The organism is Saccharothrix sp. ALI-22-I, from assembly GCF_001984175.1.
GTDB lineage: Bacteria > Actinomycetota > Actinomycetes > Mycobacteriales > Pseudonocardiaceae > Actinosynnema.
In genome coordinates this window covers 48,793-74,825 of record NZ_MTQP01000043.1, presented here as the reverse complement: position 1 = coordinate 74,825, position 26,033 = coordinate 48,793, and the positions used below count along the sequence as shown (strand labels likewise).

The 26,033-nt window shown below is 70.8% G+C and carries 15 protein-coding genes; 14 read left to right on the top strand and 1 reads right to left on the bottom strand.

Annotated features, from left to right (window positions below; genetic code table 11):
* The first annotated feature begins 41 nt into the window (after positions 1-41).
* From ALI22I_RS06740 to ALI22I_RS50495, 3 genes are all read left to right on the top strand, one after another.
* Entirely contained in the window at positions 42-3,167 is a 3,126-nt protein-coding gene (locus ALI22I_RS06740; RefSeq protein ID WP_077004633.1) for a non-ribosomal peptide synthetase, read from the top strand.
* Positions 3,164-3,346 (top strand): MbtH family protein, encoded by a 183-nt coding sequence (locus ALI22I_RS06735; RefSeq protein ID WP_077004632.1) that lies wholly within the window; start codon positions 3,164-3,166, stop codon positions 3,344-3,346. The genes ALI22I_RS06740 and ALI22I_RS06735 overlap by 4 nt, the downstream gene beginning before the upstream one ends.
* Before the next feature lie 83 nt (positions 3,347-3,429).
* The gene (locus ALI22I_RS50495; RefSeq protein ID WP_179118129.1) at positions 3,430-3,594 is read left to right on the top strand and encodes a hypothetical protein; all 165 of its coding nucleotides are present in this window, start codon (positions 3,430-3,432) and stop codon (positions 3,592-3,594) included.
* Between the two features lie 16 nt (positions 3,595-3,610).
* Here the strand turns inward: ALI22I_RS50495 and ALI22I_RS06730 are convergent, their stop codons facing one another.
* On the bottom strand, positions 3,611-5,155 hold the full coding sequence (locus ALI22I_RS06730) for an AfsR/SARP family transcriptional regulator (protein WP_077004631.1): 1,545 nt from the start codon (positions 5,153-5,155) through the stop codon (positions 3,611-3,613).
* 907 nt (positions 5,156-6,062) lie between these two features.
* Here ALI22I_RS06730 and ALI22I_RS06725 point away from each other — a divergent pair.
* From ALI22I_RS06725 to ALI22I_RS06675, 11 genes are all read left to right on the top strand, one after another.
* Entirely contained in the window at positions 6,063-7,901 is a 1,839-nt protein-coding gene (locus tag ALI22I_RS06725; protein WP_077004630.1) for an amino acid adenylation domain-containing protein, read from the top strand.
* Positions 7,898-10,948, top strand: a complete 3,051-nt coding sequence (locus ALI22I_RS06720; protein ID WP_077004629.1) for a type I polyketide synthase — start codon at positions 7,898-7,900, stop codon at positions 10,946-10,948. Before ALI22I_RS06725 ends, ALI22I_RS06720 begins: the two co-directional genes overlap by 4 nt.
* Before the next feature lie 256 nt (positions 10,949-11,204).
* Entirely contained in the window at positions 11,205-13,100 is a 1,896-nt protein-coding gene (locus ALI22I_RS06715) for an AfsR/SARP family transcriptional regulator (RefSeq protein WP_077004628.1), read from the top strand.
* Positions 13,101-13,207: 107 nt separating this feature from the next.
* The gene (locus ALI22I_RS06710; protein ID WP_077004627.1) at positions 13,208-14,443 is read left to right on the top strand and encodes an amino acid adenylation domain-containing protein; all 1,236 of its coding nucleotides are present in this window, start codon (positions 13,208-13,210) and stop codon (positions 14,441-14,443) included.
* Between the two features lie 33 nt (positions 14,444-14,476).
* On the top strand, positions 14,477-19,330 hold the full coding sequence (locus ALI22I_RS06705; RefSeq protein ID WP_077004626.1) for a condensation domain-containing protein: 4,854 nt from the start codon (positions 14,477-14,479) through the stop codon (positions 19,328-19,330).
* Positions 19,327-20,691, top strand: coding sequence for an MFS transporter (locus tag ALI22I_RS06700; RefSeq protein WP_077004625.1), 1,365 nt, complete (start codon positions 19,327-19,329; stop codon positions 20,689-20,691). Before ALI22I_RS06705 ends, ALI22I_RS06700 begins: the two co-directional genes overlap by 4 nt.
* A 23-nt stretch (positions 20,692-20,714) precedes the next feature.
* Entirely contained in the window at positions 20,715-21,152 is a 438-nt protein-coding gene (locus ALI22I_RS55445; protein WP_083751488.1) for an MbtH family NRPS accessory protein, read from the top strand.
* A 48-nt stretch (positions 21,153-21,200) separates the two neighbouring features.
* A complete protein-coding gene (locus ALI22I_RS06690; RefSeq protein ID WP_202970804.1) occupies positions 21,201-22,148 on the top strand; it encodes a thiamine pyrophosphate-dependent dehydrogenase E1 component subunit alpha in 948 nt (315 codons plus the stop codon).
* Entirely contained in the window at positions 22,145-23,182 is a 1,038-nt protein-coding gene (locus tag ALI22I_RS06685) for an alpha-ketoacid dehydrogenase subunit beta (protein ID WP_202970802.1), read from the top strand. The genes ALI22I_RS06690 and ALI22I_RS06685 overlap by 4 nt, the downstream gene beginning before the upstream one ends.
* Entirely contained in the window at positions 23,179-24,429 is a 1,251-nt protein-coding gene (locus ALI22I_RS06680; RefSeq protein WP_077004624.1) for a 2-oxo acid dehydrogenase subunit E2, read from the top strand. Before ALI22I_RS06685 ends, ALI22I_RS06680 begins: the two co-directional genes overlap by 4 nt.
* The gene (locus tag ALI22I_RS06675) at positions 24,413-25,990 is read left to right on the top strand and encodes a hypothetical protein (protein ID WP_077004623.1); all 1,578 of its coding nucleotides are present in this window, start codon (positions 24,413-24,415) and stop codon (positions 25,988-25,990) included. Before ALI22I_RS06680 ends, ALI22I_RS06675 begins: the two co-directional genes overlap by 17 nt.
* Positions 25,991-26,033 lie beyond the last annotated feature (43 nt).

Below are 26,033 nucleotides of genomic sequence, written 5' to 3'. Positions count from 1 at the left end.
GGGCGGGTGCGATGACTGATCGCGAACGGGTTCAGCGAAGCGTGTCCGCATCCCCGGTAGCCACCGGGGACTGCCTGCACGAGCTGTTCGCCGCACAGGCGGAGCGCACGCCGGACCGGATCGCCGTTACCGATGGGCGGCGTGAACTCACCTACCGCCAGCTCGACGAGGCGGCGGACCGGCTCGCGGGCCGGCTGCGTGCCGCCGGTGTGGGGCCCGAGGTGCTCGTCGGCCTGTGTGCTGACCGGAACGTCGACCTCGTCGTTGCCGTCCTCGGGGTGCTCAAGGCCGGCGGCGGCTACGTACCGCTCGATCCGCGCTACCCGGCCAACCGGCTTGAGTTCGTGCTCGCCGACTGCCGCTGCCCGGTCGTCGTCGGGCACCGCCGGTTCGCGGACCTGGTCCCTGGCGTGCCGTTCGTTGCTCTCGACGACCACACCGCCGTCACGCCTGCCGAGCCCGCGGCTGCGGCGGCTTGGCCGGACAACACCGCGTACGTCATCCACACCTCCGGCTCCACCGGCACACCCAAAGGCGTCGTGGTCAGCCACGCCAACGTGACCCGGCTGTTCGCGGTGACCCGCGCGAAGTTCGGAGTCACCGCGAGCGATACCTGGACGCTGTTCCACTCCTACGCGTTCGACTTCTCCGTGTGGGAGCTGTGGGGCGCGCTGCTGCACGGCGGCCGCGTCGTCGTGGTGCCCTACGAGACCAGCCGTGACCCGGAAGCGTTCTGGCGGCTTCTGATCGAACAACAGGTCACCGTGCTGAGCCAGACCCCGTCGGCCTTCCGGCAGCTGATCCGGGCCGCCGAGGCGGCCGGCTGGCCGGGTACCGCGCTGCGGTTGGTCGTGTTCGGCGGCGAGGCGCTGGAACCGGCCATGTTGCTGCCGTGGTTCGACCGCTTTGGCGACACCACGCCGCGCCTGATCAACATGTATGGCATCACCGAGACCACGGTGCACGTCACCGTGCGGCCGCTCACCCGCGCGGATGCCGCCGGCCAGGGCAGCCCCATCGGGGTGCCGCTCGACGACCTGGAGGTCGGCCTCCTCGACCCGGACCTCCACACCGTGCCACCCGGCGAGCCCGGCGAGGCATACGTCGGCGGCGCCGGCGTCGCGGGCGGTTACCTCGGCCGTCCCGGACTAACCGCTCGGCGGTTCGTGCCCGATCCGGCCGGACCTCCGGGCGCGCGCCGTTACCGCACCGGTGACCTCGCGGCCCTGCGGGACGGTGAGTTGGCGTTCCTCGGTCGCGTGGACGATCAGGTCCAGTTCCGCGGGTTCCGGGTCGAGCCCGCCGAAATCGAGGCCGCGCTCACCGCGCTGTCCGGGGTGAGTGCCGCCGCCGTCGTGCTCCACCACGATCAGGACGGCGAGGCGTACCTGGCCGGTTTCGTGGTGGCCGCCCCCGGTGCCGAGATCGACCCGCGCCGGTTGCGGGCCGCGCTCGCCGAACGATTGCCCGCGCACCTCATCCCGTCGACCGTCACGGCGCTCGACGCGCTTCCGCTGACCGCCAACGGAAAGCTCGACCGCGAGGCGCTGCGGGACCGGCAGGCGGCACACCGGATCCAGCCGTCCAGAGCGGACATGACTGGCGGTCCGGCCGACGTGCTCGCCGGTATCTGGGCCGGGGTGCTCGGCGTCGAGAGGGTCGGCCCAGACGACGACTTCTTCACGCTCGGCGGCGATTCCATGACCGCGATCCGTGTCGTGTCCCAGGCTCGCGAGGAGCACATCGCGATCAGCGTGCACAGCCTGTTCCAGCACCCCACGATCGCCGGACTGGTCGCGGCCGGGTTGGACGGCGAAGTGGATGGCATCACCAGCGATGCCACCGACACCGCGACCGGCACTGCTGAAGACAGGGTGTACCCGGCCGCGTTCCTGCAGATGGGGCTCATCTACGAGTACGAGATCAACGACGATCCCACGCTGTACCACGACGTGAGCGCGGTGCGACTGTCGGGACCGCTCGACGAGGTCGCGCTGCGCCGCGCCTTGGACGCGACCTCGGCCCGCCACGAACTGCTGCGTACGTCCTTCGACCTGGTCGGCTACCTGGAGCCGGTGCAGATAGTGCACGCAGGCGCGCCGATCCCGCTGACCGTGCTCGACGCGCCCGACGCCGCCGATCCCGACGAAGCGCTCCAGCGGTGGTGGGCCGGCCAGTGGCGGCGGCCGTTCGACCTGACCGTGGCGCCGCTCGCCCGGTGCCACGTCCTGCGCCACCCGGACGGTGCGTGGCACCTCGCGCTGTCAGTGCACCACTCGGTGGTCGACGGTTGGAGCTTCGCGGTTGTCATGGCCGACCTCCTCCAGGCCTACGACCACGAGCTGGGCGAGGGCGCCCCGCTTGCCGCCCCGGCTGCGGCGCGCTACCGCGATTTCGTCGCATTGGAACGAAAGGCCGCCGCCGACCCGGACACGGCCGCCTACTGGACCACTTTGCTCGACGGCTACCAGCCGACTCCACTGTGGGCGGACAGCGGCGCGGGCGAGGAGGCGCTGCTGACAGTGCCTGTGGACGCGTCGCTGACCGCGGAGGTGCGCCGGCTCGCAGTTCAGTCCGGCGTGCCGCCGAAGTCCGTCTACCTCGCCGCCCACCTCTGGGCGCTGGGCGAGCTCACTGGGACGGCTGACGTGCTCACCGGACTCGTGACGAACGGCCGGCCGGAGCACATCGGCGCCGACACCGTGGTCGGCATGTTCGTCAACACTCTCCCGCTGCGGCTGGAGCTGCCGGACGGCTCGTGGCGCTCGCTGGTCAGCGCCGCGTTCGCCGCCGAGCGGGCCTACCTGCGGCACCGCCACTTCCCACCGGCCAAACTGCGGTCGGTGACCGGGTTCGGGGCACCCGACGTGCTGTTCAACTACGCCGACTTCCGCGCCTACGACGTGCTCGGCGGGTTGCGGGCAATCCGTGCGCACGAGTGGTGGTTCGGCGACCGCAACGGGTTCCCACTCTCGGTGACGGTGGCGCGACGGCCGACGGCCCCGGAGTGGGACCTGTCCGTCCGCGTCGGCGCGGGCCACGGCGGGCACGCCTTGGCCGAGTCGGCGTCCGGGCTGATGCTGAACGCGCTCAGGCGCATCGTGGCCGACCCTGACGGTTCAGCCGGCCGGCTGAACCGTCACGTGGCACCAGGAGGGGCGAGTTGACCCATGTAGTCGTCGTCAACGACGAGGAGCAGTACTCGATCTGGCCGAGTGGCAGGAAGATCCCGGTCGGTTGGCACGAGGTCGGCAGGTCCGGCACCGAGGACGAGTGCGTCGCCTACATCGAGCAAGTGTGGCGGGATATCCGACCCCGGAGCGTGCGCGAGCGCCTGATGCCCTGAAGGTTCGTTCGGCGGTGTTGTGGTGCCTGTAGGCCTGGGCTCGAAGGCCGGTTGCCGGCCCGGCCCGTGGCGCTGTGCGTCCGGTGCGAGCCGACCGGACGTACAGCACCGCAGTCGAGTTCTGCCATGTTCGAAGGACCGTCACCGGCGCCGTGTTGCCCGGGGTCATCGCCGCGGTGTGCCTGCTCAGCGGCACCGACGCCGATGAGCAGGTGCCGCAGATCGACTTCGGCGCGTTCGTCGCCTGAACGCGCGTCGGCAGTGTCAGCGATCGACCGAGTACGCGTCCTCGGCGGGTGGTAACTCGGTGGCGAGCAGTTCGGTGAGGTAGTCGGCGATGCGCAGGTCAGGTCGCTCGGCGAGTTGGAGTGCGACCACCCGCAGCGCTGTTGGCCGGTATTCGCAGACGGCCGCCAGCCGGGCGATGCTCCCGGCCGGCTCGTCGTCCAGCCGACGCCGACCGGCGATCGCCCCGAGCAGGTCCCTCGCCTCCGCGGCGGACAGCGCGTCGAGCCGGATAGGTTCCACCCCGTCGAGCACCGTCAGGTCGTCGAGCCTGTGGCGGCTGGTCACGATCGCCCGGCAGGATGGCGTGCCCGGCAGCAGCGGCCGCACCTGTGCAGCCGACGCCGCGTCGTCCAGCAGGATCAGTGTGCGTGTCGACGCGAGCAGCGAGCGGTAGTCGGCGGCCGCCTCGTTGACGTCGGAAGGGATCCGAGGTGTCGGGGTGCCGAGTGCACGAAGGAGCCGGCCAAGCGCCTCGGCCGGCTCGACCGGCGACGGCCCGGACCCACGCAGGTCGATGTACAGCGCGCCGTCGGCGAACTCGCCGGCGTTGCTGTGCGCCCATCGCGTGCACACTGCCGTCTTCCCGATCCCGCTGGGCCCTGTCACGAGCACCGGTCTGCGGTGCCGAACCGCCAGCTCGTCGAGCCGGGCGAGCACCTGAGTACGACCCACGAAATGGTTGACCTGGGCAGGCAGCTGCCGTGGCCGTGGTCGTGGGCCCCACTCGGTCCGCACGTCCCGGTGGGCAGCCGGCAGCAACTCGCCCACCAACTGCTCGATCGGCGTGCCCCGCAGGATCGCCACTTCGGTGTTCCGCAGCTCCCTGGTCGGCTCGATGCCCAGCTCGTCGCCGAGCACGCGCCGGCCGTCCCGGAAGGCCGCGAGCGCGTCGGCAGACCGGCCCGCGCCGTACAGTGCGAGCATGTAGCGGCGAAGGAAACCCTCGTGCAACGGGTTGGCCGTGAACAATCCGGCCAGCTCGGGCACGAGGTCCGCGAACCGGCCGAGCGCCAGCCCGACGTCCAGCCGGTGTTCGACCACGAGCAGCCGCCGCTCCTCCAGCCGCGCCGCCTCGGCATGGGCGAACCGGCCGTCGAGCCCGTCGAGCGGCGTTCCCCGCCAGGTTGCGAGCGCCGTGCGGAACAGGCGGTCCGCCTCGGTCAGGTGGCCGGTGGCCAGCGCAGACTCGCCACCGGCCACAGCGTTGTCGAACCGGACGAGATCCACGTCGGCGGCCGGCGAACGCAGCATGTAGCCGGTAGGGCAAGTCTCCACCGCCGCCGGATCTCCGTCGCTCGCGGTGAGCGCGCGGCGCACGGCCGCGACGTGCACGTGCACCTGGTTGCGTGCCGCCTTCGGGACGTCATGCTCCCACAACACATCGATGATCCGCGATAACGGGACGAGTTTGTTGGCTCTGGTGGCGAGGAGGGCGATCAGCAGGCGTTGTTTCCGTCGTCTGACCGGTACCGGTGTGCCATGCTTGGTTATTTCGACTGGTCCCAGAACGTGGACGGTCATCTGACTCCTTGTTTGGCCAGCGCGAACCCAGATTTCGGTGTTGCGAAACGCGGTATCGCACCGTCGAGCTCAATCCGGACCTTCGGATAGACGTCGTCATAGCCGGCGGTTTTGCCGCCGGCTATGCGCGCTTACCTATTAATCGCTTCCAGATGAGGTGCTGTGGAGCTCATGATGGTCATCATCCCCCTTTGAGACAACCAGAAGTTCAATTGCGGAACCGGACCCCCAGGTTCGATGCTCCGCGCGCCCCATGGGCAGTTCTTCGCACTCTAGTCGGCCGCTCTGTTCTCGTCAATGAGTTGATCGTGCCGAAACGATCTTCACCCAATTGCACGAAGCCAGGTTACCCCGGTTATCTCAGGGAAGGTATCAGCATTTCAAATGGGACTCGGGAGATGTCCATATTCTGCGTTTTGCCCGTTGGTGCCGCTGCTGTCGGCGCCGTCACGGTGTGTATGTCCTTGTCCGGTCATCTCGCCGGCCGGCACCGCAGGCTCACCGCATTTCCGTCCTTGAGCATGCCGGTGAACTGCCCGTGCACCACGGCGCCCGCGAACGGCGTCCGGCTTGAAGAGGTAGAGCAGCTGGTCCACCTGACCCGCGTCGACACACTCGTAGTAACGGCGTACATGTTCTGCCACGCGATCGTTTCCCATGCGGTCCCCCGTCCGGGAGTTCGTCGACAGCCCGCTAGTCGGCGCCGGAAACGAACAATCTCGTGAAGGCGACGTAACGGATAGATCAGGCGTGTGCTCCACCCGGACAACGTGGACGAGGCTGGTGAGGGTTCGGTTTCGCGAACCCGTCACTATTCGGCTTGAACTTGCGCCGGTGGCGATCGAGCGGGGTGGCGCGTCACCGCCGGTTCAGCGCTGAGTCAGCGTGCGGCACGACGATCGCTTTCATGGGAGCCGCTGAGGGAACTACGCTGCACGAACTGATCGCCGCCCAGACGCGTGGGGCCCAGTCGAGGATCGCGGTCACTGGACCCGACGGTGACCTCACCTACGGTGAGCTCGAACGCCAAGCAGAGCGGGTGGCCGTCCGGCTCGCTGCACTCGGCGTGGGACCGGATCGTCCCGTAGGCCTGCTGGTTCCCCGATCGGCGGCGATGATTGCGGGGATGCTCGGAATACTCCGGGCGGGCGGGGCTTACCTGCCACTCGACTCCGAGTATCCCGACACCCGCGTCAACGCCTTGCTCTCGGCCGCGGGCGCGGTGGCCGTGGTGACGACCCCGGAGTTGGCAGAGCGGGCCGCCGGGCTCCCCGTCGTCGTGCTGGGGGAGGAGGACCACGGCGAGGCGGGTCCGGTCCGGCCACCCACACCCGGCTCGGCCTTGTGCTACGTACTTTTCACCTCGGGCTCGACCGGCGAGCCCAAGGCGGTCGCCGTCGAGCACCGCCAGTACATCCACTACCTGAACGGCCTGTACGAGCGGATCGAGCCGGGGTGGTCTTGGGCGTTGTTGTCCACGTTCTCCGCAGACCTCGGCAGCACCAACGTGTTCGGGGCGCTGACCACCGGCGGCCGGCTGCACGTGCTGTCGCGGGAGCAGGCGACCGACTCGGAGGCCCTCGCGGAGTACTTCGCGCGACACCGGATCGACGCGATGAAGCTCGTGCCGAGCCACCTTGCCGCTCTGGCGGGCGTGGACGGTGCCGAGGTCGCCAGGGTGCTGCCGCAGCAGCTGCTGATCTGCGCGGGCGAGCCGTTGCAGCCGAACCTGGTCCGCCTGGTCCGCGCCGCCAGGCCGGATCTGGCCGTCGAGAACCACTACGGACCGACCGAAACCACGGTCTCGATGCTCGCCTTCCGGGTACCGCAGGACGTGCCAGAGGCTGCGACGGTCCCCCTTGGCCGTCCGTTCCTGGGTGTGCGCGTGCATGTCCTCGGACCGGACAACGAGCCCGTCCCCGACGGAGTCACGGGAAATCTGCACATCGCTGGGGAGAACCTGGCCCGCGGCTATCTCAACGCTCCCGCTGCGACTGCGGCCGCCTTCACACCGTGCCCCGCCGAGCCGCCCGGGGCGCGTATGTACGAGACCGGCGACCTGGTCAGGCGTCTGCCGACCGGGGATCTGGAGTTCGTCGGGCGCGGCGACGACCAGGTCAAGGTCATGGGATACCGCGTCGAGCCCGGCGAGGTCGCAGCCGTCCTGGCCCGCCATCCGAGCGTGGGGCAGGCCGTTGTCGTGCCGTACGGCGCCGCCGACGAGCTGCGGCTGGCCGGCTATGTGACCGGATCCGGCGTGACCGGGGCGGACGTGCGTGTCTTCGCGGCGGATCGGCTGCCCGAGCACATGGTGCCCTCGACCATCGTGGTGCTCGACGCCCTGCCGTTGACCCCGAACGGCAAGATCGACCGCGCCGCCCTGCCCGACCCCTTCGTCGAGCAGGCCGGTCACCGTGTCGCGCCGGGGGCCGGTCTGGCGGAGCAAGTCGCCGCGGCCTGGGCCGCGACTCTCGGCTCCGGGGACGTCGGCATGCACGACAACTTCTTCGACATCGGCGGCACGTCGCTGCTGCTGATGCGGCTCAGGGCTCGGCTGGTCCAGTCGTTGGACCGGGAGATCTCGATGGTCACGCTCTTCCGCAACCCGACCGTGCACCTGCTGGTGCGCCATCTGGAGGCGGCCGCGGTACCCGCGGTCGAGGCGGACCACGGCAGAGGACGCAACAGGCTGACAACAGTCGCCCGTGCCCAGCGGCGCGCCGCGATGAAAGGGGACGAGCGATGACCGCGGAGCAGACGGAGCAGACGGGGCTCGAGATCGCCGTCGTGGGCATGGCGGGACGTTTCCCCGGCGCGGACTCGGTCGGACAGTTTTGGGACAACGTTCTCGACGGTGGCGAGCAAGTCTCGTCATTCACCCCGGACGACGCCATAGCCGCTGGTGTGGCACCGGATCTGGCCCGGCACTCCGACTACCGGCACGTCCACGGCGTGCTCGATGGCGTCGAGTACTTCGACAACGTGCTGTTCGGGTACACGCCGCGGGACGCCGCCTTGCTCGACCCGCAACAACGCATCTTCCTGGAGTGCGCCTGGGCTGCGATGGAGGACGCGGGATACGCCCCCCGCACCGAAGGCGCGCCGGTGGGTGTTTACGCCAGTGTCAGCCAAAACGCCTACCTGCTCACGCATCTGCTGCGGTCCCCCGGGGCGCTGGACCACACGAGCCCACAGGAGTTCCTGCTGGCCACCGAGAAGGACATGCTGTCGGCCCGGGTCTCCTACCACCTCGACCTGCGCGGGCCGAGCATGAGCGTGCAGGCCTCATGCGCGTCCTCCCTGGTCTCCGTGCACATGGCCTGCCAGGCGTTGCTCGCCGGCGAGTGCGAAATGGCCCTGGCCGGCGGCGTCACGGTCCACGTGCCCCAGCACGAGGGGTACATGTACGCCGCCGGCTCGGTGTTCTCCTCAACCGGACGCTGCCTGCCGTTCGACGCCGGGGCCGACGGGACGGTCTTCGGCAACGGTGTGGGGGTGGTCGTCCTCAAGCCTCTGGCGGACGCTCTCGCCGACCACGACACGATCCACGCCGTCATCCTGGGGTCGGCGGTGAACAACGACGGCGCCCGGCGCATGAGCTTCACCGCGCCAGGGGTGGACGGACAGGTCACCGTCATCCGCGCGGCGCACCGCGTCGCGGGCGTGGACCCGAGCACCATCACCTACATGGAGACGCACGGGACGGGCACGTCTCTGGGGGACCCGATCGAGTTCGAGGCGCTCACCGAGGCGTTCGGCCACGACGGTCCGCCGTGCACGTTCGGCACCCTGAAGGCGCAGATCGGCCATCTCTCGGGCGCGGCAGGCATCGCGGGTCTCATCAAGACGGTGCTGGCGCTCAAACACGGCGTTCTGCCGCCCAGCCGCCACTTCACCCGGCCGAACCCGGACATCGACCTCGACTCCAGCCGATTCCGCTTGTCCACCGAGGCGACGCCGTGGCCGGAGTACGGCCGGCGGCGGAGGGCGGCGATCAGCTCCTTCGGCATCGGCGGGACGAACGCGCACATGGTCCTTGAGGAGCCACCGGCCCCGTCACCGAGATCACCTGGTGGACGCAAGCAGGAGGTGCTGACCCTGTCCGCCCGTGAGGATGAGCCGCTGCTCGAACTGGCCGCCCGGCTCAGGGAGCACCTGAAGGCTCATCCGGAGGCCGATCTGGCGGACGTCGCCGCCACGTTGCAGAGTGGCCGCACACCTCAGCGCCGCAGAGCAACGGTCGCCTGCGCGGACATCGACTCGGCGATCGACGCACTGGCCGCCGTGCGACCGCCGACGGTGGACGCCCGCGATCGTGGCGTGGTCTTCATGTTCCCCGGACAGGGCGCTCAGCGGGTCGGCATGGGGCGGGAGCTGTACGAGACGGAGGAGACCTTCCGCACCTGGATCGACGCTGCGGACGAGCGTCTGGACTTCGACCTGCGCGGCTTGCTGTACGCGGGAGATCCGGCCGAGAACGCGCAGACCCTGGCGCGCACCAGCTACACACAGCCGGCGCTCTTCGCCGTCGAACACGCCCTCGCCCGCCTGTGGATGGAGCTCGGGCTCGTGCCCAGGGCGATGATCGGGCACAGCCTCGGCGAGTACGTGGCGGCGACCATCGCCGGGTGCTTCGACTTCGCCACCGCGCTCGACCTGGTCGCCGAGCGGGCACGGCTCATGCAGGACCAGCCGCCCGGCGCCATGCTCACCGTCAACCTGCCGGTGGACGAGGTACTTCCCGCGCTCGGCGCCGACATCGCGGTCGCGGCAGTGAACGGCCCCGCCCTCTGCGTCGTGTCCGGCCCCGTGCCCGCCGTGGCGGCTCTGGAGGAGCGGCTGCGGTCGGACGGTGTCACGTGCCGCCGGCTGCGCACGTCCCACGCCTTCCACTCGCCGATGATGGAAGGCGTGGCCGCGCTGTTCGTGTCGAGGCTGCGTGCAACCGCTTTCCGTCCGCCGGAGATACCGTTCGTGTCCAACCTGACCGGTGACTGGATCCGTCCCGAGGAGGCCGTGGACCCGGAGTACTGGATCCGTCACCTGCTCGCCCCGGTCCGCTTCCACGACGGGGTGGGGCGGCTGCTGAGCGGCCCGGCGTCGGTGCTCCTCGAGGTCGGTCCGGGGGCCACCCTTCGTTCGCTCGTCGGTAAGGCCGGCGACGACCATGTCGTGCTCGGTGGCCTGCCCGACCCGGAGCGCGAAGCCGACGACGGTGCCTACCTGGCCCGTACGGTCGGCCGGCTGTGGGAGGTGGGCGCACCCGTGGACTGGAGCCGGTGGCGCCGGGGGACGTGGTCGCGCGTACCGCTGCCGACGTACCCGTTCCGGCGCCTGCGGCACTGGGTGGATCCGGTGCCCGGAACCGGCCTGGCCCCTGGGATCGCAGCGGAGGAGACACACGTCGCGCAGGAGGTGCGGCCCCACGCCGACACCGGGCAAGCCGGCGCGACGGCGTCCGCGGGTCTGTCCGAGAACGTCCTACGCGTCTGGCGGGAGTTGCTCGGCATCGACGACGTCGGTCTCGACGACAACTTCTTCGAGCTCGGCGGCCACTCGCTGCTGGCGGTCCGCATCGTCGCCAGGGTTGCCGACGCAACCGGCGTCGAACTGCCGGCCGACGCGCTGTACGCGGCGCCGACGCCCCGGGAACTCGTCGCGCTCACCGAGCAGCACGGCTTCCTGCCCGTCGAGGACGACAGGCAGGACCCGAAGCTGATGGCCCGGATGATCGCGGAGATCGCGGAGATGTCCCCCGAGGAGGTCGAGGACCGGCTACGCGAGGAAGCCTGACGAAGTCCCCCTCTTGTTCAGCAAGGCGTTCAGCCCTCGACGTGATGATGACGTCGGCCGTGCCCACGGCGGCCACTGGGGATGCTGGGGAATGTTGGGGAATCATGGATCATTCGCGCCGCAGCCATGTCCGCCTATCCGTCGGCGACGGCTGTCAGATGGCCTACTACCACCGCAGGGCCTTCGGCTTCCGCTTGATCGCGGAGCCGCACCCGGCCCGGCCCGGCTCGATACCGCTTTCGCCAAGCTCGAAAGCATGCTCACCGTCAGCACCCCGAGCATGATGGAGTTCCGGATCCTCGGTTGCCTCCAAGTACGGGACGGCGACCGGTTGATCGACATCGCCGCCGACAAGCAGAGAACCGTGCTGGCTGTCCTGCTGCTGCGGGCCGGCCAGACCGTACCCGTGCACGAGTTGGAGCACCAACTGTGGGGCGACGCTCCCCCTGGAAAGGCCAAGAACACGCTGCAGGCCTATGTCTACCGGCTCCGCCAGACCCTGAAGTTCGACTCGGACACCGCGCTGGTGACCGAGCCGGGCGGCTACCGGATGATGCTGCCCGACGGCGCACTCGATCTGCACCGCTTCGAGCAGCTGACGGCCCGTGGGCGCGCGGCGATCAAGGCCGGGCGGCCGGACGAGGGGTGCGCCGCCCTGCAGACGGCGCTGGATCTGTGGCGGGGGCCCGCCTTCGCTGACGTGTCGGCCACGGCGCTCCAGAGCGACGTCCAACGCTTGGAGGATCTGCGCATCGCCGTCGCGGAAGATGCCGCCGAGGCGGCGCTCGTGCTGGGGCGGCAGGCGGAGATGGTGCCCCGGCTGGAAAATCTTGTTGCTGCCCATCCATACCGTGAGCGGCTGTGGGCGTTGCTGATGGTCGCGCTCTTCGGCACCGGCTGCCAGGCCGACGCGCTGGCGACCTACGGACGCGCCCGTACCCGGTTGCGGGAGGACCTGGGCATCGAGCCGGGGCCCCAGCTACGGCAGCTACAACGGGACATCCTGTCCGGGCGGGCGGCCGGCAGGACAGCGGGCGCCGACGGCCTCTGGTTCGGGGGGACGGCGGCCGCCCCGTCACGCCCCAAGGCCACCGGCGGCGGGCCTGTACGACCGGCGGCCGAGCTGCCTCGTGACACTTCGACGTTCGTGGGCCGGCGGGCAGAGCTGGCGGAGGTCTGCGGCTGGTTCTCCGAGGAAGGGGCGGGACGGGTCGGGATGATCAACGGTCCGGCGGGGGTCGGCAAGACCACTCTTGCCGTACACGCGGCTCACCGGCTCGCCGTGTGCTTCTCCGACGGCCAGCTCTACGCCAACCTGCACGGGGACGGCGACACCACGCCGGAGCCGGCGGAGATCCTCCGGCGATGGCTTCCCATGCTGGGCGTCACCGCGCTGCCCCGCTGCGGCGAGGAGTTGGCCGCACTGTTCCGGTCGGCGCTCGCGACCCGGCGAGTGCTCGTCGTCCTGGACGGTGCGGCCGGCCTCGGCCACGTCGGCCCGCTCTTACCGGGGGCAGGCACCTCCGCCGCGCTGGTGACCGGGAAGCGCGCGCTCACCTTGATCGACGGCTCCGTGCATCTCACCCTGCACGCCCCGGACGACGAGGAGGCGCTGGACCTGCTGCGCCGTACGGTCGGGCCGGAGCGGGTCGACGAGGAGCTCATGTCCGCTCGGACCATCGTCCACCTGTGCGAAAACCTGCCGCTCGCGATCCGCCTCGTGGCGGCGCGTCTTGCCGCCCGGCCGGAGCTCCCGCTCAAGGGCATGGCCGATCAGCTCTTCGACGAGCAGCGGCGCCTCGACGAGCTCGCCTTCGGCGGGCTGACCCTGCGGGCCCGCATCCGGGCGGGTTACGACCGGCTGTTGTCGGCGGACGCGAGGAGGATGTTCCGGGTACTCGGTGGCTGGCCGCAGGTCGATTCCGCAGGCGTGGCCGCGCCCGTGCTCGCCGCACACACCGGGCTCACGCTCCCTTGCGTGCGCGCCGCCCTCAATACCCTTGCCGACGTGCACCTCCTCTGGGCGCTGCAGGACGGGCGGTATCGGATGTCCACGCTGGTCCGGCTGGTCGCGGCCGACCTGGCACCCGAGCCCGGGGACGTAAGGCTGTTGCAGGCGGCCGGCACGGGCAGCCCTGCCGACGGTGCGTAAGTGGCGTCAACGCTGACCAGCGTGCCGTCAGCGGCGCGTCAGAGCCCAGGGCGAAGGTGGGTGCTGCGGGTCCACGGTCGAGCCGCAGGGAGGTGGACCAGCCAGCCATGACCAGTGCCCACGACCACCCGATCGGCTGGGACACCATCCACGGCCTGTTCGAACGCCAGACCGCGGCGACCCCGGAGGCGGTCGCGGTCTTCCACGGACGCACCGTGCGCACCTACGCCGAGCTCGACGAGGCGGCCTGTCGCCTCGCGGTGCGGCTGCGTGAACGCGGCGCCCGTCGGGGCGGTTACGTCGGCGTTCTGCTCGACCGCTCTCCCGAGCTCGTCGTCGCATTGCTGGCAGTGCTGAAGTCCGGTGCGGCGTACATCGGGCTGGAGCCGTCCTATCCGGCCCGGCGGCTCGGCGCCGTGCTCGACGACGCAGGCGTCGCTCTGGTGGTCACCCGGACGGATCTCGTCGGCCGGCTGCCCGCCGATGTCTGCCCCGTGGTGCTGGTCGACGAACCCGTCGACTCCCTGTCCGACGACGGCCTCCCGCCCACCTGCGCGCGTCCCGAGGACCTCGCATTCGTCATGTACACGTCCGGCTCGACCGGACGGCCGGGCGTCATGGTCGAGCACCGCTGCGTGACCGCCTTCCTCACCGGGATCGGCAGCCGCGTCTGCTTCGGCCCGGGGACCTGGACCTTGCAGTTCGCCGGGGTCACGTTCGACGCGACCATCGGGGAGATCTTCGGGCCGCTGACCAGTGGGGGTGCGGTAGTGCTGCCGTCGCCCGGCGCCGAGCTGATCGGCCCGGGGCTGGCGCGGCTGCTCGAACAGGAGCGCGTCACGACGGCGTTCCTGCCGCCCTCGGTGCTCGCGGTGCTGCCGGACGCGGAGTTGCCCGACCTGCGCACCCTGGTGGTCGGCGGAGAGGCGGTCCCTTTGGACGTCGTCAAGCGCTGGGAACGGGGCCGGAACTTCCACCTCGCCTACAGCTCCACCGAGACGACCTGGATCGTCACCACGAGCGATCGGCAGCAACCGGACCAGCCGCTGCCGATCGGCCACCCGCTCCCCAACGTGGAGGCGTACGTCCTCGACGACGACCTCTGGCCGGTCGCGTGTGGGACTGTGGGCGAGCTTTACCTGGGCGGCCCGACGGTGAGCCGCGGCTATCTGGGCCGGCCTGCGCTGACTGCCGAGCTCTTCGGCCCGCATCCCTTCGCCCAGCAGCCGGGCACCCGGCTCTACCGGACGGGCGACCTCGCGCGCGTTCTGCCCGACGGCCAGTTCGAGGTCGTCGGCAGGACCGACGACCACGGCCGATCTCATGTTCGCGTCGATCTGTGACGCGGCCGCTGACCTCGTAGAGCGGACGGTGTGATGAACAAGGACCTCGGCGAGCTGCTTGACGGGCTCACTCCGCAGCAGCAGAGGCTGCTTCAGGCCAGGCTGGCCCGGCGGTCCACCGCCTCGGCACCGGCCCTCGGGACCGACGACGGGGACGCGCTCCCGCTGTCGCCCGCGCAGGAGCGGCTGTGGATGGCCGATCAGTTTTCGCCCGGCCGATCGGTGCCGGTGACGCTGGCGATCCGGCTGACCGGTCCGCTGAGGCGGGACGTCCTGCATGCCGCGATAGGGGACGTCGTCGCCCGCCAGTCGGCGCTGAGAACGGTGTTCCGGAAGACTCCCGACGGGCCTCGCCAGGTCGTGCTCGACACGTTCCTGCCGCCCATGCCCGTGGTCGCTCCGGAGGTGGTCGCCGGAGAGCCGGCCGGGCCGCGCGCTCCGGCGGTCGCGCGGCTGGTCGCCGAGCGGGTCCGGCCGGTGTTCGACCTGACCAGCGTCCCTCCGGTGACCGTGACGTTGCTCGTGCTGGGCCCGCACGACCACCTGCTGCTGGTCTGTGTCCACCACATAGTCGTCGACGGGTGGTCCACCGAGGTCTTCCTGGGCGATCTGGTCGCCTGCTACGCCCGCCGCACCGGCGGGGACGCCGAGCTGCCCGAGCTCCGCCTGCGGTTCGCCGACTACGCCGCGGCCGAGCGGGAGGTGGTCGCCGACGGACGGCTCGCGTCGCAGCTTTCCTACTGGCGCGAACGGCTGGCCGGCGCCCCGGCCCTCTCGACCATTCCAGCGGACCGCCCACGCCCGCCTTTGCAGAGCGGGCGGGGCAACCACAGGGAGTTCACCCTCGCCGCTGACGTGACCGAGCGCCTGGTGGCGGTGGCCCGGCGGGCAGGGGTCACCCTCAACAACGTTGTCACCGCGGCCTTCGCGGCGCTGGTCCAGCAGATCACCGGGCAGGATGACGTGCTGTTCGGCACGCCGGTCGCGCGCAGGCGGCGGACGGAGCTCGAACCGCTCATCGGCAGCATCGCCGACACGGTGGTGACCCGTGTCGACCTGTCCGGCAGTCCGTCGGGCGACGAGCTGGTGCGTCGGGTCCAGCGGTCGGCAGCCGCCGCGATGGCGCACCAGGACGTGCCGTTCTCCGAGCTCGTGCGGGAGCTCGCGCCTGCCAGGCGGCTCGCGTACAACCCGCTGTTCCAGATCATGCTCAGCGTCAGCGAGATCGACGTGGCGGAGGCCCGCGAGGCGGGCGGCGTCACGTTCACCCCGGAGCGCGTCGAGACGGGCACTACCGAGTTCGACATGTTCCTGACGGTGCGCCGCGCGGCCGCTGGATTGACCGGCGTCCTCGGCTACAGCACCGACCTCTATCTGGACGAGACCGCCCGGCACGTCACCGACGGCCTGGCTGCCGTGCTGACCGGGCTTGCCGAGACACCCCACCGGCCGATCGCCGATTTGGTGCCGGTGCGCCGCCGCGCGGTGGAGGTCGCCGCGTCATTCACAGCCGAGCCGATGGGTGAGGCGATGCGGTTCTGGTCCGGCTTCTCGCGGGTTCCGTTCGATGTGCGGTTCGCGCCCTACGGCCAGGTCCTCCAGCAGCTCCTCGCCGGCAACGGGAGCGACGGGCAGGTCGTGCTCCTGCGCTGGGACGACTGGTCCCGCCACCGGCTCGGCGGCTCCGCTGCGGACTTCCTCACCGGAGTGGTCGACGAGCTGCTCGCGGGCGTCGCTGCGTTCCGTTCCCGGACGAACGCGCCACTGCTGATGATGATCTGCCCGTCGGACGAGGGGACCGACTTCGGCGCGGCCGACGAGAGGCTGGCTCGGGGTCTGGCCGGTGTGCCCGGTGTCGAGGTGACGTGGCCTGCGGAGTTCGCCGCCAGACTGGGCGTCGCGGAGGTCGTCGACTCCATTGCCGACGCACTCGGGCACGTCCCGTACACCGAGGAGTTCTTCGCCGCGCTCGGGACGCTCGCCGTACGGCGGATGCACGCCGCATGGCGGGCAGAGCCGCCTGGTCCGGAACGCGCGGACTACACGGCGGCCCACCTCGCCACCGCGGCGCAGATCGTAACGGCGGTGAGGCACCTCGCGGAACCCGCCGCAGACGCGGATCCGGAGGAGTACGTGCCGCCGCGGACGGAGACGGAGAAGCGGCTGGCAGCGCTCTGGGCCGATCAGCTCGGTACCGACGTGGTCGGCGCGCGTAGCAGCTTCTTCGCGATGGGCGGGCACTCGCTGCTGGTCACCAGGATGCTGTCCCTGGTGCATCGGGAGTTCGGGGTTACCGTGCCGTTCCACGAGTTCTACGCCGACCCCGTGATCACGGCTTTGGCCAACACGATCGACCTGGCGGGCGCCTCGGACGAAGGGGCCGCGCCGCAGGGCGGTGGTCACTCGGAGGTCGTCCCGGTGCCCCGGGACAGGCCCATCGAGCCGGCCTCGACCCAGCGGCGGCTGTGGGCGCTCGCGCAGCTCGGTACCCACTCCGCGGCGGTCACCTTCGCGGCCACCCTGACCGGGCCACTCGACGAGGCAGCGCTGCGCGGGGCGGTGGACGACCTCGTGCAGCGGCACGAGGCCCTGCGCACGACCTTCGGCACCGAGGATGGCCGCCCCGTCCTGGTCGTCCACGACCGGCTCGACTGCTGGTGGCCCACCGCACGGATCGACGACGTCGCCGGCCGTCCGGACGAGCCGGCCGCGGCGATCCACGAGCACGCGACGCAGCCGTATGACCTGGAGACAGGGCCGCTGCTGCGGATACGGCTGCTCAGGGATGGATCCGACCGGCACCACCTGCTGATCGGCATGCACCACATCGTCTGCGACAACGGGTCCTGGCACATCTTCCTCGCGGACCTGGCCGCCGCCTACCGGGCCCGGTTGGGCTTGGGCGAGCCGCTGCCCCAGTTGTCCGTCCAGATGGCGGACTACGCGGTGTGGGAGCGGAACTGGCTGGCCGGCGCGGCTGCCGAGGCCGACTCGGCCTACTGGGCCGAGCGCCTCCGAGACGCGCCGCCACGGCTGGAACTGGCCCGCGCTCGCGTCGGCGACGACTCGTCAGCGGCGGGGAAAGCCGGTGTGGAGCCCCGGCCGCTCCGCGGCGACCTGGGCGCCCGCGTCGGGGAACTCGCCCGGGCGTGCGGCGTCAGCACGTTCGTCGTGCTGCTCACCGCGTACGCGCTGGTGCTGGGCGAGGAAGCAGGCCGGGGAGACGTCGTGCTCGGCGTGCCGTCCGGGGACCGGGACCGCCCGGAACTGCAGGGCGTTGTCGGTCGCTTCGCCCACCTGACGCCGCTGCGCCTGGACCTGTCGGGGGCGCTGACGTCGCGGGCGCTGCTGCGCCGCGTGCACGAGACGGTGCTGAGCGCGCAGCGGCATCGGGGCGTGCCGTTCAGCCGGATCGTCGAGGTGGTCCAGCCGCCGCGCGACCGGTCGCACCACCCGATCTTCCAGCATGCGCTCAACGTGGTCGACGAGCGGTCGGTCGGCCTCGACCTACCGGAGCTTTCCGTGCGGACGCTCGACGTGCCGGTGGCGGACACCCAGTACGAGCTGTTCCTCCACCTGCACTGGCGGGACGGCGCGCTGGGCGCGACCGTCGAGTACGACACCACCAGGCTCGGCGGGGATGTGGTGGACGATCTGCTCTCCCGCTTCGAGTCGGTCTTGGTGCGGATGAGCGACACGCCCGACGACACCGTCCCCGGACCACCGCTGATGGAGACCGCCCGCACCAGGCCGCACGCCACCGTGCCGAGGCTGACCGTCGCCGCGACCTGGGCGGCCGAGCCGATCCGCCGCGAGGCCGAGCGGCTGCTCACCCGCTTCGACGTCCCGCCTGGCCTCGCCATCACCTCCCGGGTGTTCGGCACCCTGCTCGACCCCGCCGGAGCCTTCGCGGCCGAGCCCGATGGGATCAATGTGGTCGTGCTGCGCTGGGCCGATCTGATCGGGTCACCGGTGCCCGGACGGCTGGGCGCGCTCGTCCGTCGCCTGGATGACGCGGTGACCGACGTCGTGGCGGCGGTCAGGGCGTACCGGTCCGGGGCGAGCCGTCCGCTGGTGGTGCTGACTCGGGCCTCGGAGGGCCTGCTGGAGCCCCGACTGGAGGCCCGGCTGGACGCCCGGCTGCACGTGGAGCTCGCCGCGCTCTCCGGCACGGATGTGCTTACCGGCCCGTTACCGGCATCGATCGGCGAGACAGCCGTGCGGCGGCTGCACCAGGCTTTCCGCGTCTCCCCGGTGAAGTGGGTGGTCACCACGGCGACGGGCTGGTCGAGGGTCGATCTGGTACGGCTGGCCGCGCTGCAGCATGGTTACGACCGCTGTCTGGTCGTGTGCGTTCCGCCCGGCGCCGAGGCGCCGGGCCGGCTCGGCGATGACGAACGTATCCGGCTGATCGACGGCGATGTGGACGCGGCGCTCGCTACGCTCGCCGCGGTGGACGGTGCTGACGCGGCCGAGTGCGCGGTGCTGCTTCCCGACGAGGACGATCCTTGGGCTGCCGTGGGCAGGTCGTGGGAGCTGGACGCGCCGATGGCGACATCCGGCTGGTCGCCGGCGGTGCCGCTGACCCTGGCGGAACAGACCGGCGAAGGGCCCCGCGACGACCGGGAACGGACGCTGGCGCGTATCTGGGCAGACCTGCTGCACCTGGATGTCGACCGGATTGGCATCCACAACGACTTCTTCGCCCTCGGCGGCGACTCGATGCTCGCCATCCAGGCCGCCCACCACGCGAACCAGGCCGGTGTCCCCATCACCGCCAGGCAGTTCTCCGCCCACTCGACGATCGCCGAGCAGGCCGCCCTCTTGTCCGGTGCGGCACCTGACCGGAGAACAACCCCGCGAGGGAAGGAAATGAGTCACCTATGAGACGCGCTTCGGGTTTCGCCGGGTTCACTGTGATGTGGTCCGGCCAGATGTTGTCGACCGTTGGCACCCGGATGACGAACTTCGCCATCGGCATCAGTGTCTTCCAAGAGACACACTCGGCCCTCAGCGTGACTCTGCTGACGTTCGTCGCCTTCGGTGCGACCGTCGCCTTCTCGCCCATCGCGGGGGTGCTGATCGACCGGTGGAGCCGCCGCACCACCATCATCGCCGCGGATGTCGGCTCGGCCGCCGTGACCCTGGCGCTGCTCGGCGTCTACGTGTTCGGGGATCCGCAGCTCTGGCAGCTGTACGTGGTGAACTTCCTGACCGGCGCGTTCCTCGCCTTCCAGGTACCCGCGTACAGCGCCGCCATCACGCTGATGATCGAGAAGGGCGGTTACACCCGGGCCAACGCGATGATGGGCCTGCTGCGGGCGGCGCCGTACGTGGCCGCCCCCGCCCTCGCCGCGCCGCTGATGTCGGCGTTCGGGCTCGCCCCGATCCTCGCCATCGACGTGGTCTCGGCCCTGCTGGCGGTCGCCGCTGTCTACGCCGTCACGCTGCCGCCCGACCCCGTCCGCGACCACACCGCGGGGGAGACGGGGTCCGCCGGGTCCAGGTTCCGGCGGGACTTCGCCGTGGGCTTCACGTACATCGCGCGCAGGCGGCCACTGGTCGGGCTGCTGTCCATCATGATCGCGATCAGCTTCCTGTCCGCGCTCGGCTGGGTGCTGTTCCCGCCGCTGGTCCTCGCCCGCACCGGCGACTCGGCCAACGCGGTGGGCATCGTCCAGGTCATCGGGGCGATCGGCGGCACGGGGGCGGGCGTCGTGCTGGCCATGCTCAAGCCCACCCAGGACAAGGTTCTCCGGATGCTCGTCGCGATCCTCGTCCTCGGCGTTCTCGGGCGGATCCTCTTCGGCTTCGACGGCATCTGGATCTGGTCGATCGCGCTGTTCTTCGGCTGGGGTGCCCTGCCCTTCATCGACGGCTACAACCAGACCATCTGGCAGGAGAAGACCCCACCGCGACTCCAGGGGCGCATCTTCGCCGTGGTCCAGATGGTCGAGAACATCGCGAGCCCTCTCGCCTACCTCTCCGCCGGTGTGCTCGCCGACAACCTCCTGGAGCCCGCCATGCGGTCGGACGGGTGGCTCGCTTCGGTCTTCGGTCCCATCACCGGCACCGGACCGGGCTCCGGGATCGCCGTTCTGTTCATCGTGTCCGGCCTTGGCGCGGCTGTCGTCGCCCTCGTCGGCTTTCTCACTCCCTCCATCCGGCACGCGGAGGACCTCCTGCCGGACGGGGGCGGCGAGACCGAGCCCTCCGCGGTGACTCCCGGCACCGCACCCGCCAAATGAGCGCCCACTTGAAGGAGCCATCCATGACCGACACCGCCGCCACGGCCGACCCCTCCTACCGGGTGGTCGTGAACGACGAGGAGCAGTACTCCGTCTGGCCGGACCACAAGGAGAACCCGCCGGGCTGGCACGACGCCGGGAAGACGGCCAGCAAGGAGGAGTGCCTGGCCTACATCGAGGAGGTGTGGACGGACATGCGTCCACGGTCCGTCCGCGAGACCACGTCCGACGCCACGCCGCTGGTCCGGCTGATCGCCGAGGTCCTGGAGACCGACCCGGCGGAGATCGGCGACGACGTCGGGCCGGGCAGGTCCGCCGCGTGGACGAGCCTCAAGCACATCCAGCTCGTCACGACGCTGGAGCACACGTTCGGCATCGCACTGTCCGTGGCTGAGATCCGTGGCCTGACCTCGGTCGCGGCCATCCGGGAGACGCTGCGGGCCAAGAACGTGCTCGCCTGACCGAAGCGTCCGGCTCGCCCGCTGCGGAAACCGGGAGAGGACCAGCAAGTGACCAACAACATGGCGACGACGACCATCGAGATGGCGCCGGACGGCGCCGACCACATCTCGCCACCGGCGGACGCCGACCTGGCGACGATGTTGCTGATCCGCCACTTCGAGCTCGCCCTGCTCGACCTGTTCGCGCGGGGCGAGCTGCACGGCACGACGCACACCTGCCTCGGGCAGGAATACGTGCCGGTCGCGCTGGTACCGCTGCTGGCCGAACGTGACTACGTCTTCAGCAACCACCGCGGCCACGGCCACTACATCGCCAGGTTCGGCGACCCCGCCGGCCTGCTCGCGGAGATCATGGGCCGGGAGGGTGCCGTCTGCAACGGCGTCGGCGGCAGCCAGCACATCTTCCGCGACCGCTACCTGTCCACCGGCGTGCAGGGGGAGAGCCTGCCGGTCGCCGCCGGGGTTGCCCTCCATCTCAAGCGGCACGAGCCGGGAGCGCTCGCGCTCACCTACATCGGCGACGGCACCTGGGGTGAGGGCGCGGTCTACGAGGCGCTCAACATGGCAGCGTTGTGGCGGCTGCCACTCCTCGTCGTCGTCGAGCACAACGGTATCGCCCAGTCGACGGCCACCGGTGCGCAGATGGCGGGCACCATCCGGGCCCGCGCCGCCGCGTTCGGCATTGCCCACCTGCGCGTCGAGAACAGCAGCCTGACCGAGATCCGGGCCACGGCCGGGCCGCTCGTCGAGCGAGTACGGGACGGCGCTCCGCTGGTCCTGGAGTTCGTCACGCACCGGCTCGGGCCGCACAGCAAGGGCGACGACACCCGGACGGATGCGGAACTGCGACAGGTGCGCGCGGCCGACTGGCACGCGCTGTACTCCGAGGCCCTCGGGGAGCGGTTCGCGGAGGCCGACGCGATCGCGGCGGCACGGGTCACCCGGCTGGTGGACGAGGTGGCCGCGAGGCCGCCGGCGGTCTGGAGCAAGGCGTGAACGGGCGGCCGGTACGGGTGGTGGAGAACCTCAACAGCGCGCTGCACGAGTGCATGCGGGCTGACTCCCGGCTGTACGTGCTCGGTGAGGACATCGCCGATCCGTACGGAGGGGCGTTCAAGGTGACCCGCGGGCTGTCGCAGGCCCATCCTGGCCGGGTGATCACCACGCCGATCAGCGAGAACGGCATCGTCGGCGTCGCCGCTGGGCTCGCCATGGCCGGGGACGCGGCGATCGTCGAGATCATGTTCGGTGACTTCGCCGGTCTCGCGTTCGACCAGGTGCTCAATTTCGCCAGCAAGTCCGTGTCCATGTACGGGCGGCCGCACCCCATGCGCCTGGTGGTGCGCTGCCCGTCCGGCGGCAACCGCGGCTACGGCCCGACGCACAGCCAGACCCTGCTGAAGCACTTCATCGGGATTCCCGGACTGTCGCTGTTCGAGCTGTCGCCGTTCCACGACAACCGGACGGTGCTGGCCCACATGCTCGCACTCGGCGAACCGTGCGTGTTCATCGAGGACAAGGTGCTCTACACGCGCCGGACAGCTGGTGACGGCCGAGTGGACGACTTGTTCGACTATGGCTTCCTCGGCGCGGACGACATCGCCCCGGCGCAGGTGTACGTCGACGCTGACGGCGATGTGGACTGCCTCATCGTCGCGCCCGGTGGCATGGCGGAACGCGCCATGGCCGCCATGCGCGACCTGCTGCTGCACCACGAGATCAGCTGCCGGCTCGTGATCCCCTCCCGGCTGTACCCGGTGGAGGCCGAGGCGTTGCTCGGTGCGGCGCGGCGTGCGGCGTACGTCTGCGTCGTCGAGGAGAGCACGGCGGGCGGGACCTGGGGTGCGGAGGTCGCGCACGTCCTGCACGAGCGGCTTTGGGGGCGGCTCCGTCGGCCCGTCCGGCTCATCCACTCGGCCGACAGCGTCATCCCGACGGCCGTCCATTTGGAACGCGAGGTCCTGGTCCAGGCCGACACGATCCGTGAGGCCGTACTCGCGGACCTGCGTGGCGAAAGGAGCCCGGTGTGATCGACATCGAGGTGCCGAAGCTCAACAACAACGACACCGCCTACGTACTCGTCGAATGGCTCGCCGAGGACGGGCAGCAGCTGAAGGAGGGCGATCCGGTCGTCGTCGTCGAGACCTCGAAGGCGACCGAGGAGCTGTACTGCGAGCACGACGGCATCCTGCAGAGGCTGGTGGCGGCACCTGCCGACTGCGCCCAGGGCGACGTCATCGCCCACCTCTTCGCCTCCGAGGCGGACCGGCAGGAGTTCCTGGCCAGCCGGCTCGCGGACCCCACGCCCGGATCCGTGGACGAGGTCGTCGAGGGGCGCGCCACGCTCACCGAACCCGCGCGTCTCCTGGCCGAACAGCACGGGATAGAGCCGGCCACCCTGTCCCGGCTGGGTCTGCGGGTCGTTCGCGAGGCCGACGTACGTCGGCTACTGAGCGAGGCGCCTCAAAGCGGCGGGACACAGGGCGGCGAGACACAGGGCGGCGAGACGAAAACGCACACCCCGAACCGTGCGCAGCGTGCGGTGGCCGCGGCGGTTTCCAAGTCCCACCAGGAGATCCCGGCCGCCTTCACGGCCGTCGTCGTCACCGTCGACTCCGCCATGGCCACCGCCAGGGAGCTGTCTGAGCGGACGGGAGCACTCGTCGGGCTCTCCGAGCTGCTCGTGGCCGTCCTCGGCCGGCTGCCCGCGCGGTTCCCCCTCTGCTACGGCACTCCCACCGCCGAGGGCACGCTGCTGCTGCCCGAGGCGGCACACGTCGGCGTCACCGTCGACGTCGGACGGGGGCTCTTCGCGCCGGTGGTGAAGGACGCGGGCGAACGGACGCTCGACGAGATCGCCGGCCTGCTGATGGACTACCGCATCAAGGCCATGCGCGAGGCCTTTGAGACGGCCGACCTCAACGGTGCCAACATCCTCCTTTCCCTGAACAACAACGACGACGTCCTGCTCGCCCAGCCCATCGTCTTCCCCGGCCAGACGTGCGCGGTATCGCTGGGCGGCACCCGCCACGAGGCCGTGTTCACCGCCGACGGCGCCGTCATCCCGCGCTCTGTGGCCATCGTCGGGCTCGCCTACGACCACCGGTTCGTCAACGGCAGTACCGCGGTGGAGTTCCTGAAAGCGATCAAGGCGGCGCTCGAGTCGCCCGCGGCGCTCGGCGACCCGTCCGTCTCCGGCCGGGGCGTTCCTGCGGCAGCTCTGCCCTCCCCGGCCGGCGTGCGTGGTGAGGAGGGTGTCGATGTCGGCGACCGCTGAGCGCGACGCCCTGGCCGCCGCGGCCGCCGCCGTGCGGACGCGCCGCCGGGGCCTGCCTACCGCCCCGCCCGCCCTGACCGTCGGGCTGCTGGCCTCTTACACGATCGATCCGATTGAGCCGTACCTGCACGTGGCGCTCGTGGACGCGGGTCTCGTCCCCGAGATCGTCGTCGGACCGTTCAACCAGATTCTGCCCGAATGCCTCGACGACCACGGGCGGATGGCCCGGCTCGCCCCCGACGTGCTTGTCGTCGCCCCTCGCTGGGAGGAGATGCCGGACGGCGAGGAGGAGGGTGAGCTCTTGCGGCTCGCGGACGCGACGTTGGCGGCTGCCGACCGCAGGGAGACATGCCTTGTGTTCGTGCTCCCCGCCCTTCCGCAGAACAGGGCCGGGGCGGCTGATGCCGGGTGCCCCGACGGGATCGCGGCGGCCGCCACGGCGGCCAGACAGCGGCTGCGGGACCGGCTCGCGGGCAACCCCCACGTGCTGGTCGCCGACGCGGAGGAGGCCGTGCGTGATGTCGGGGCGCTGCGTGCCCACCACCCGGCCCTCCACGCGTTCGCCCGTATCCCCTACACCGAGGAGGTGTTCTGGCGGCTCGGGCTCGTCATCGCCCGGCTCCTGCGGGTCCGCTTCGGCGGCGTCCCCCGTGCCGTGGTCCTCGGCGGCGACATCCTGACGCAGGCGTACGCGGAGGTCCTCCGCGACTCGCTGCTGCGGCTCGGCGCGGCCGGAATGCGCCTCGCCACCACCGCGCCGGGCGACGTGTTCCTGGAGGCGCTCACCGGCGATTGGGCTCCGCTGGCGCCGTACCTGGTCGGCGAGTGGACGGCGGGAGCTGAGCCGTTGAGCGAGGTGGCCGCCCGCCTCGGACCGAGCTTGCTGCTGACGGCGGATCCCGAGCTGGCGGGCGCGGCTGACGCGATCGACGGGCTGGAGCCGGTGCTCCTCGGCTCGGCCTCCGAGAACTGGCCGGCGGAGCTGCAGGAGTCCTGCGTCTTCGACAGGCCCCTGCGCAGGCGGCCCGGCGCGGCCCTTCCGGTGCTTCCGGGGGAATCCGCTCGGACCTTGTCGCTGGAGGAGTTCGTGGACAGCCTGGACGTCTCGGTCACGTTCGACGAGCCGGGCGACGCTGTGCCCCCGAAGGTGACCGAGTTGCTCGCGGGGGCCAAGGACTTTGTGCTCGGCCCGGTACCCGACGGGTTCGTCCCGGCCGACTTCGCCCTCGCCGACGACCGGCTGCTGCTCACGGCGAGCGTCCGCGACCGATTCGGCGACTACGGCTTGGGTGCGGTGGCCGCGCTGGCGTTCGACTCCGGCGTCTGCTCTGTTGAGGTGTTCTCGGTCTCGTGCCCCGTGATGGGCCGTGGCGTCGAGCCGCTCGTCCTTCAGGAGATCGTGGAGATCGCGGGACGCCACGGCTGCGGCACGGTCGAACTCGTCCTGACTCCCACCGGGCGCAACGGCGTCGCGCTGGAGTTCGCCGCCGAGGCCCAAGCGCGCACGAGGGACGACAGCGGCGGGACCGTTGTGGTGCAGGCGGTGGAACGCCAACGCTGAGCCGCGGGCCGCTCACCGGAGTTGCTGTGGTCGGCCCCCTCAT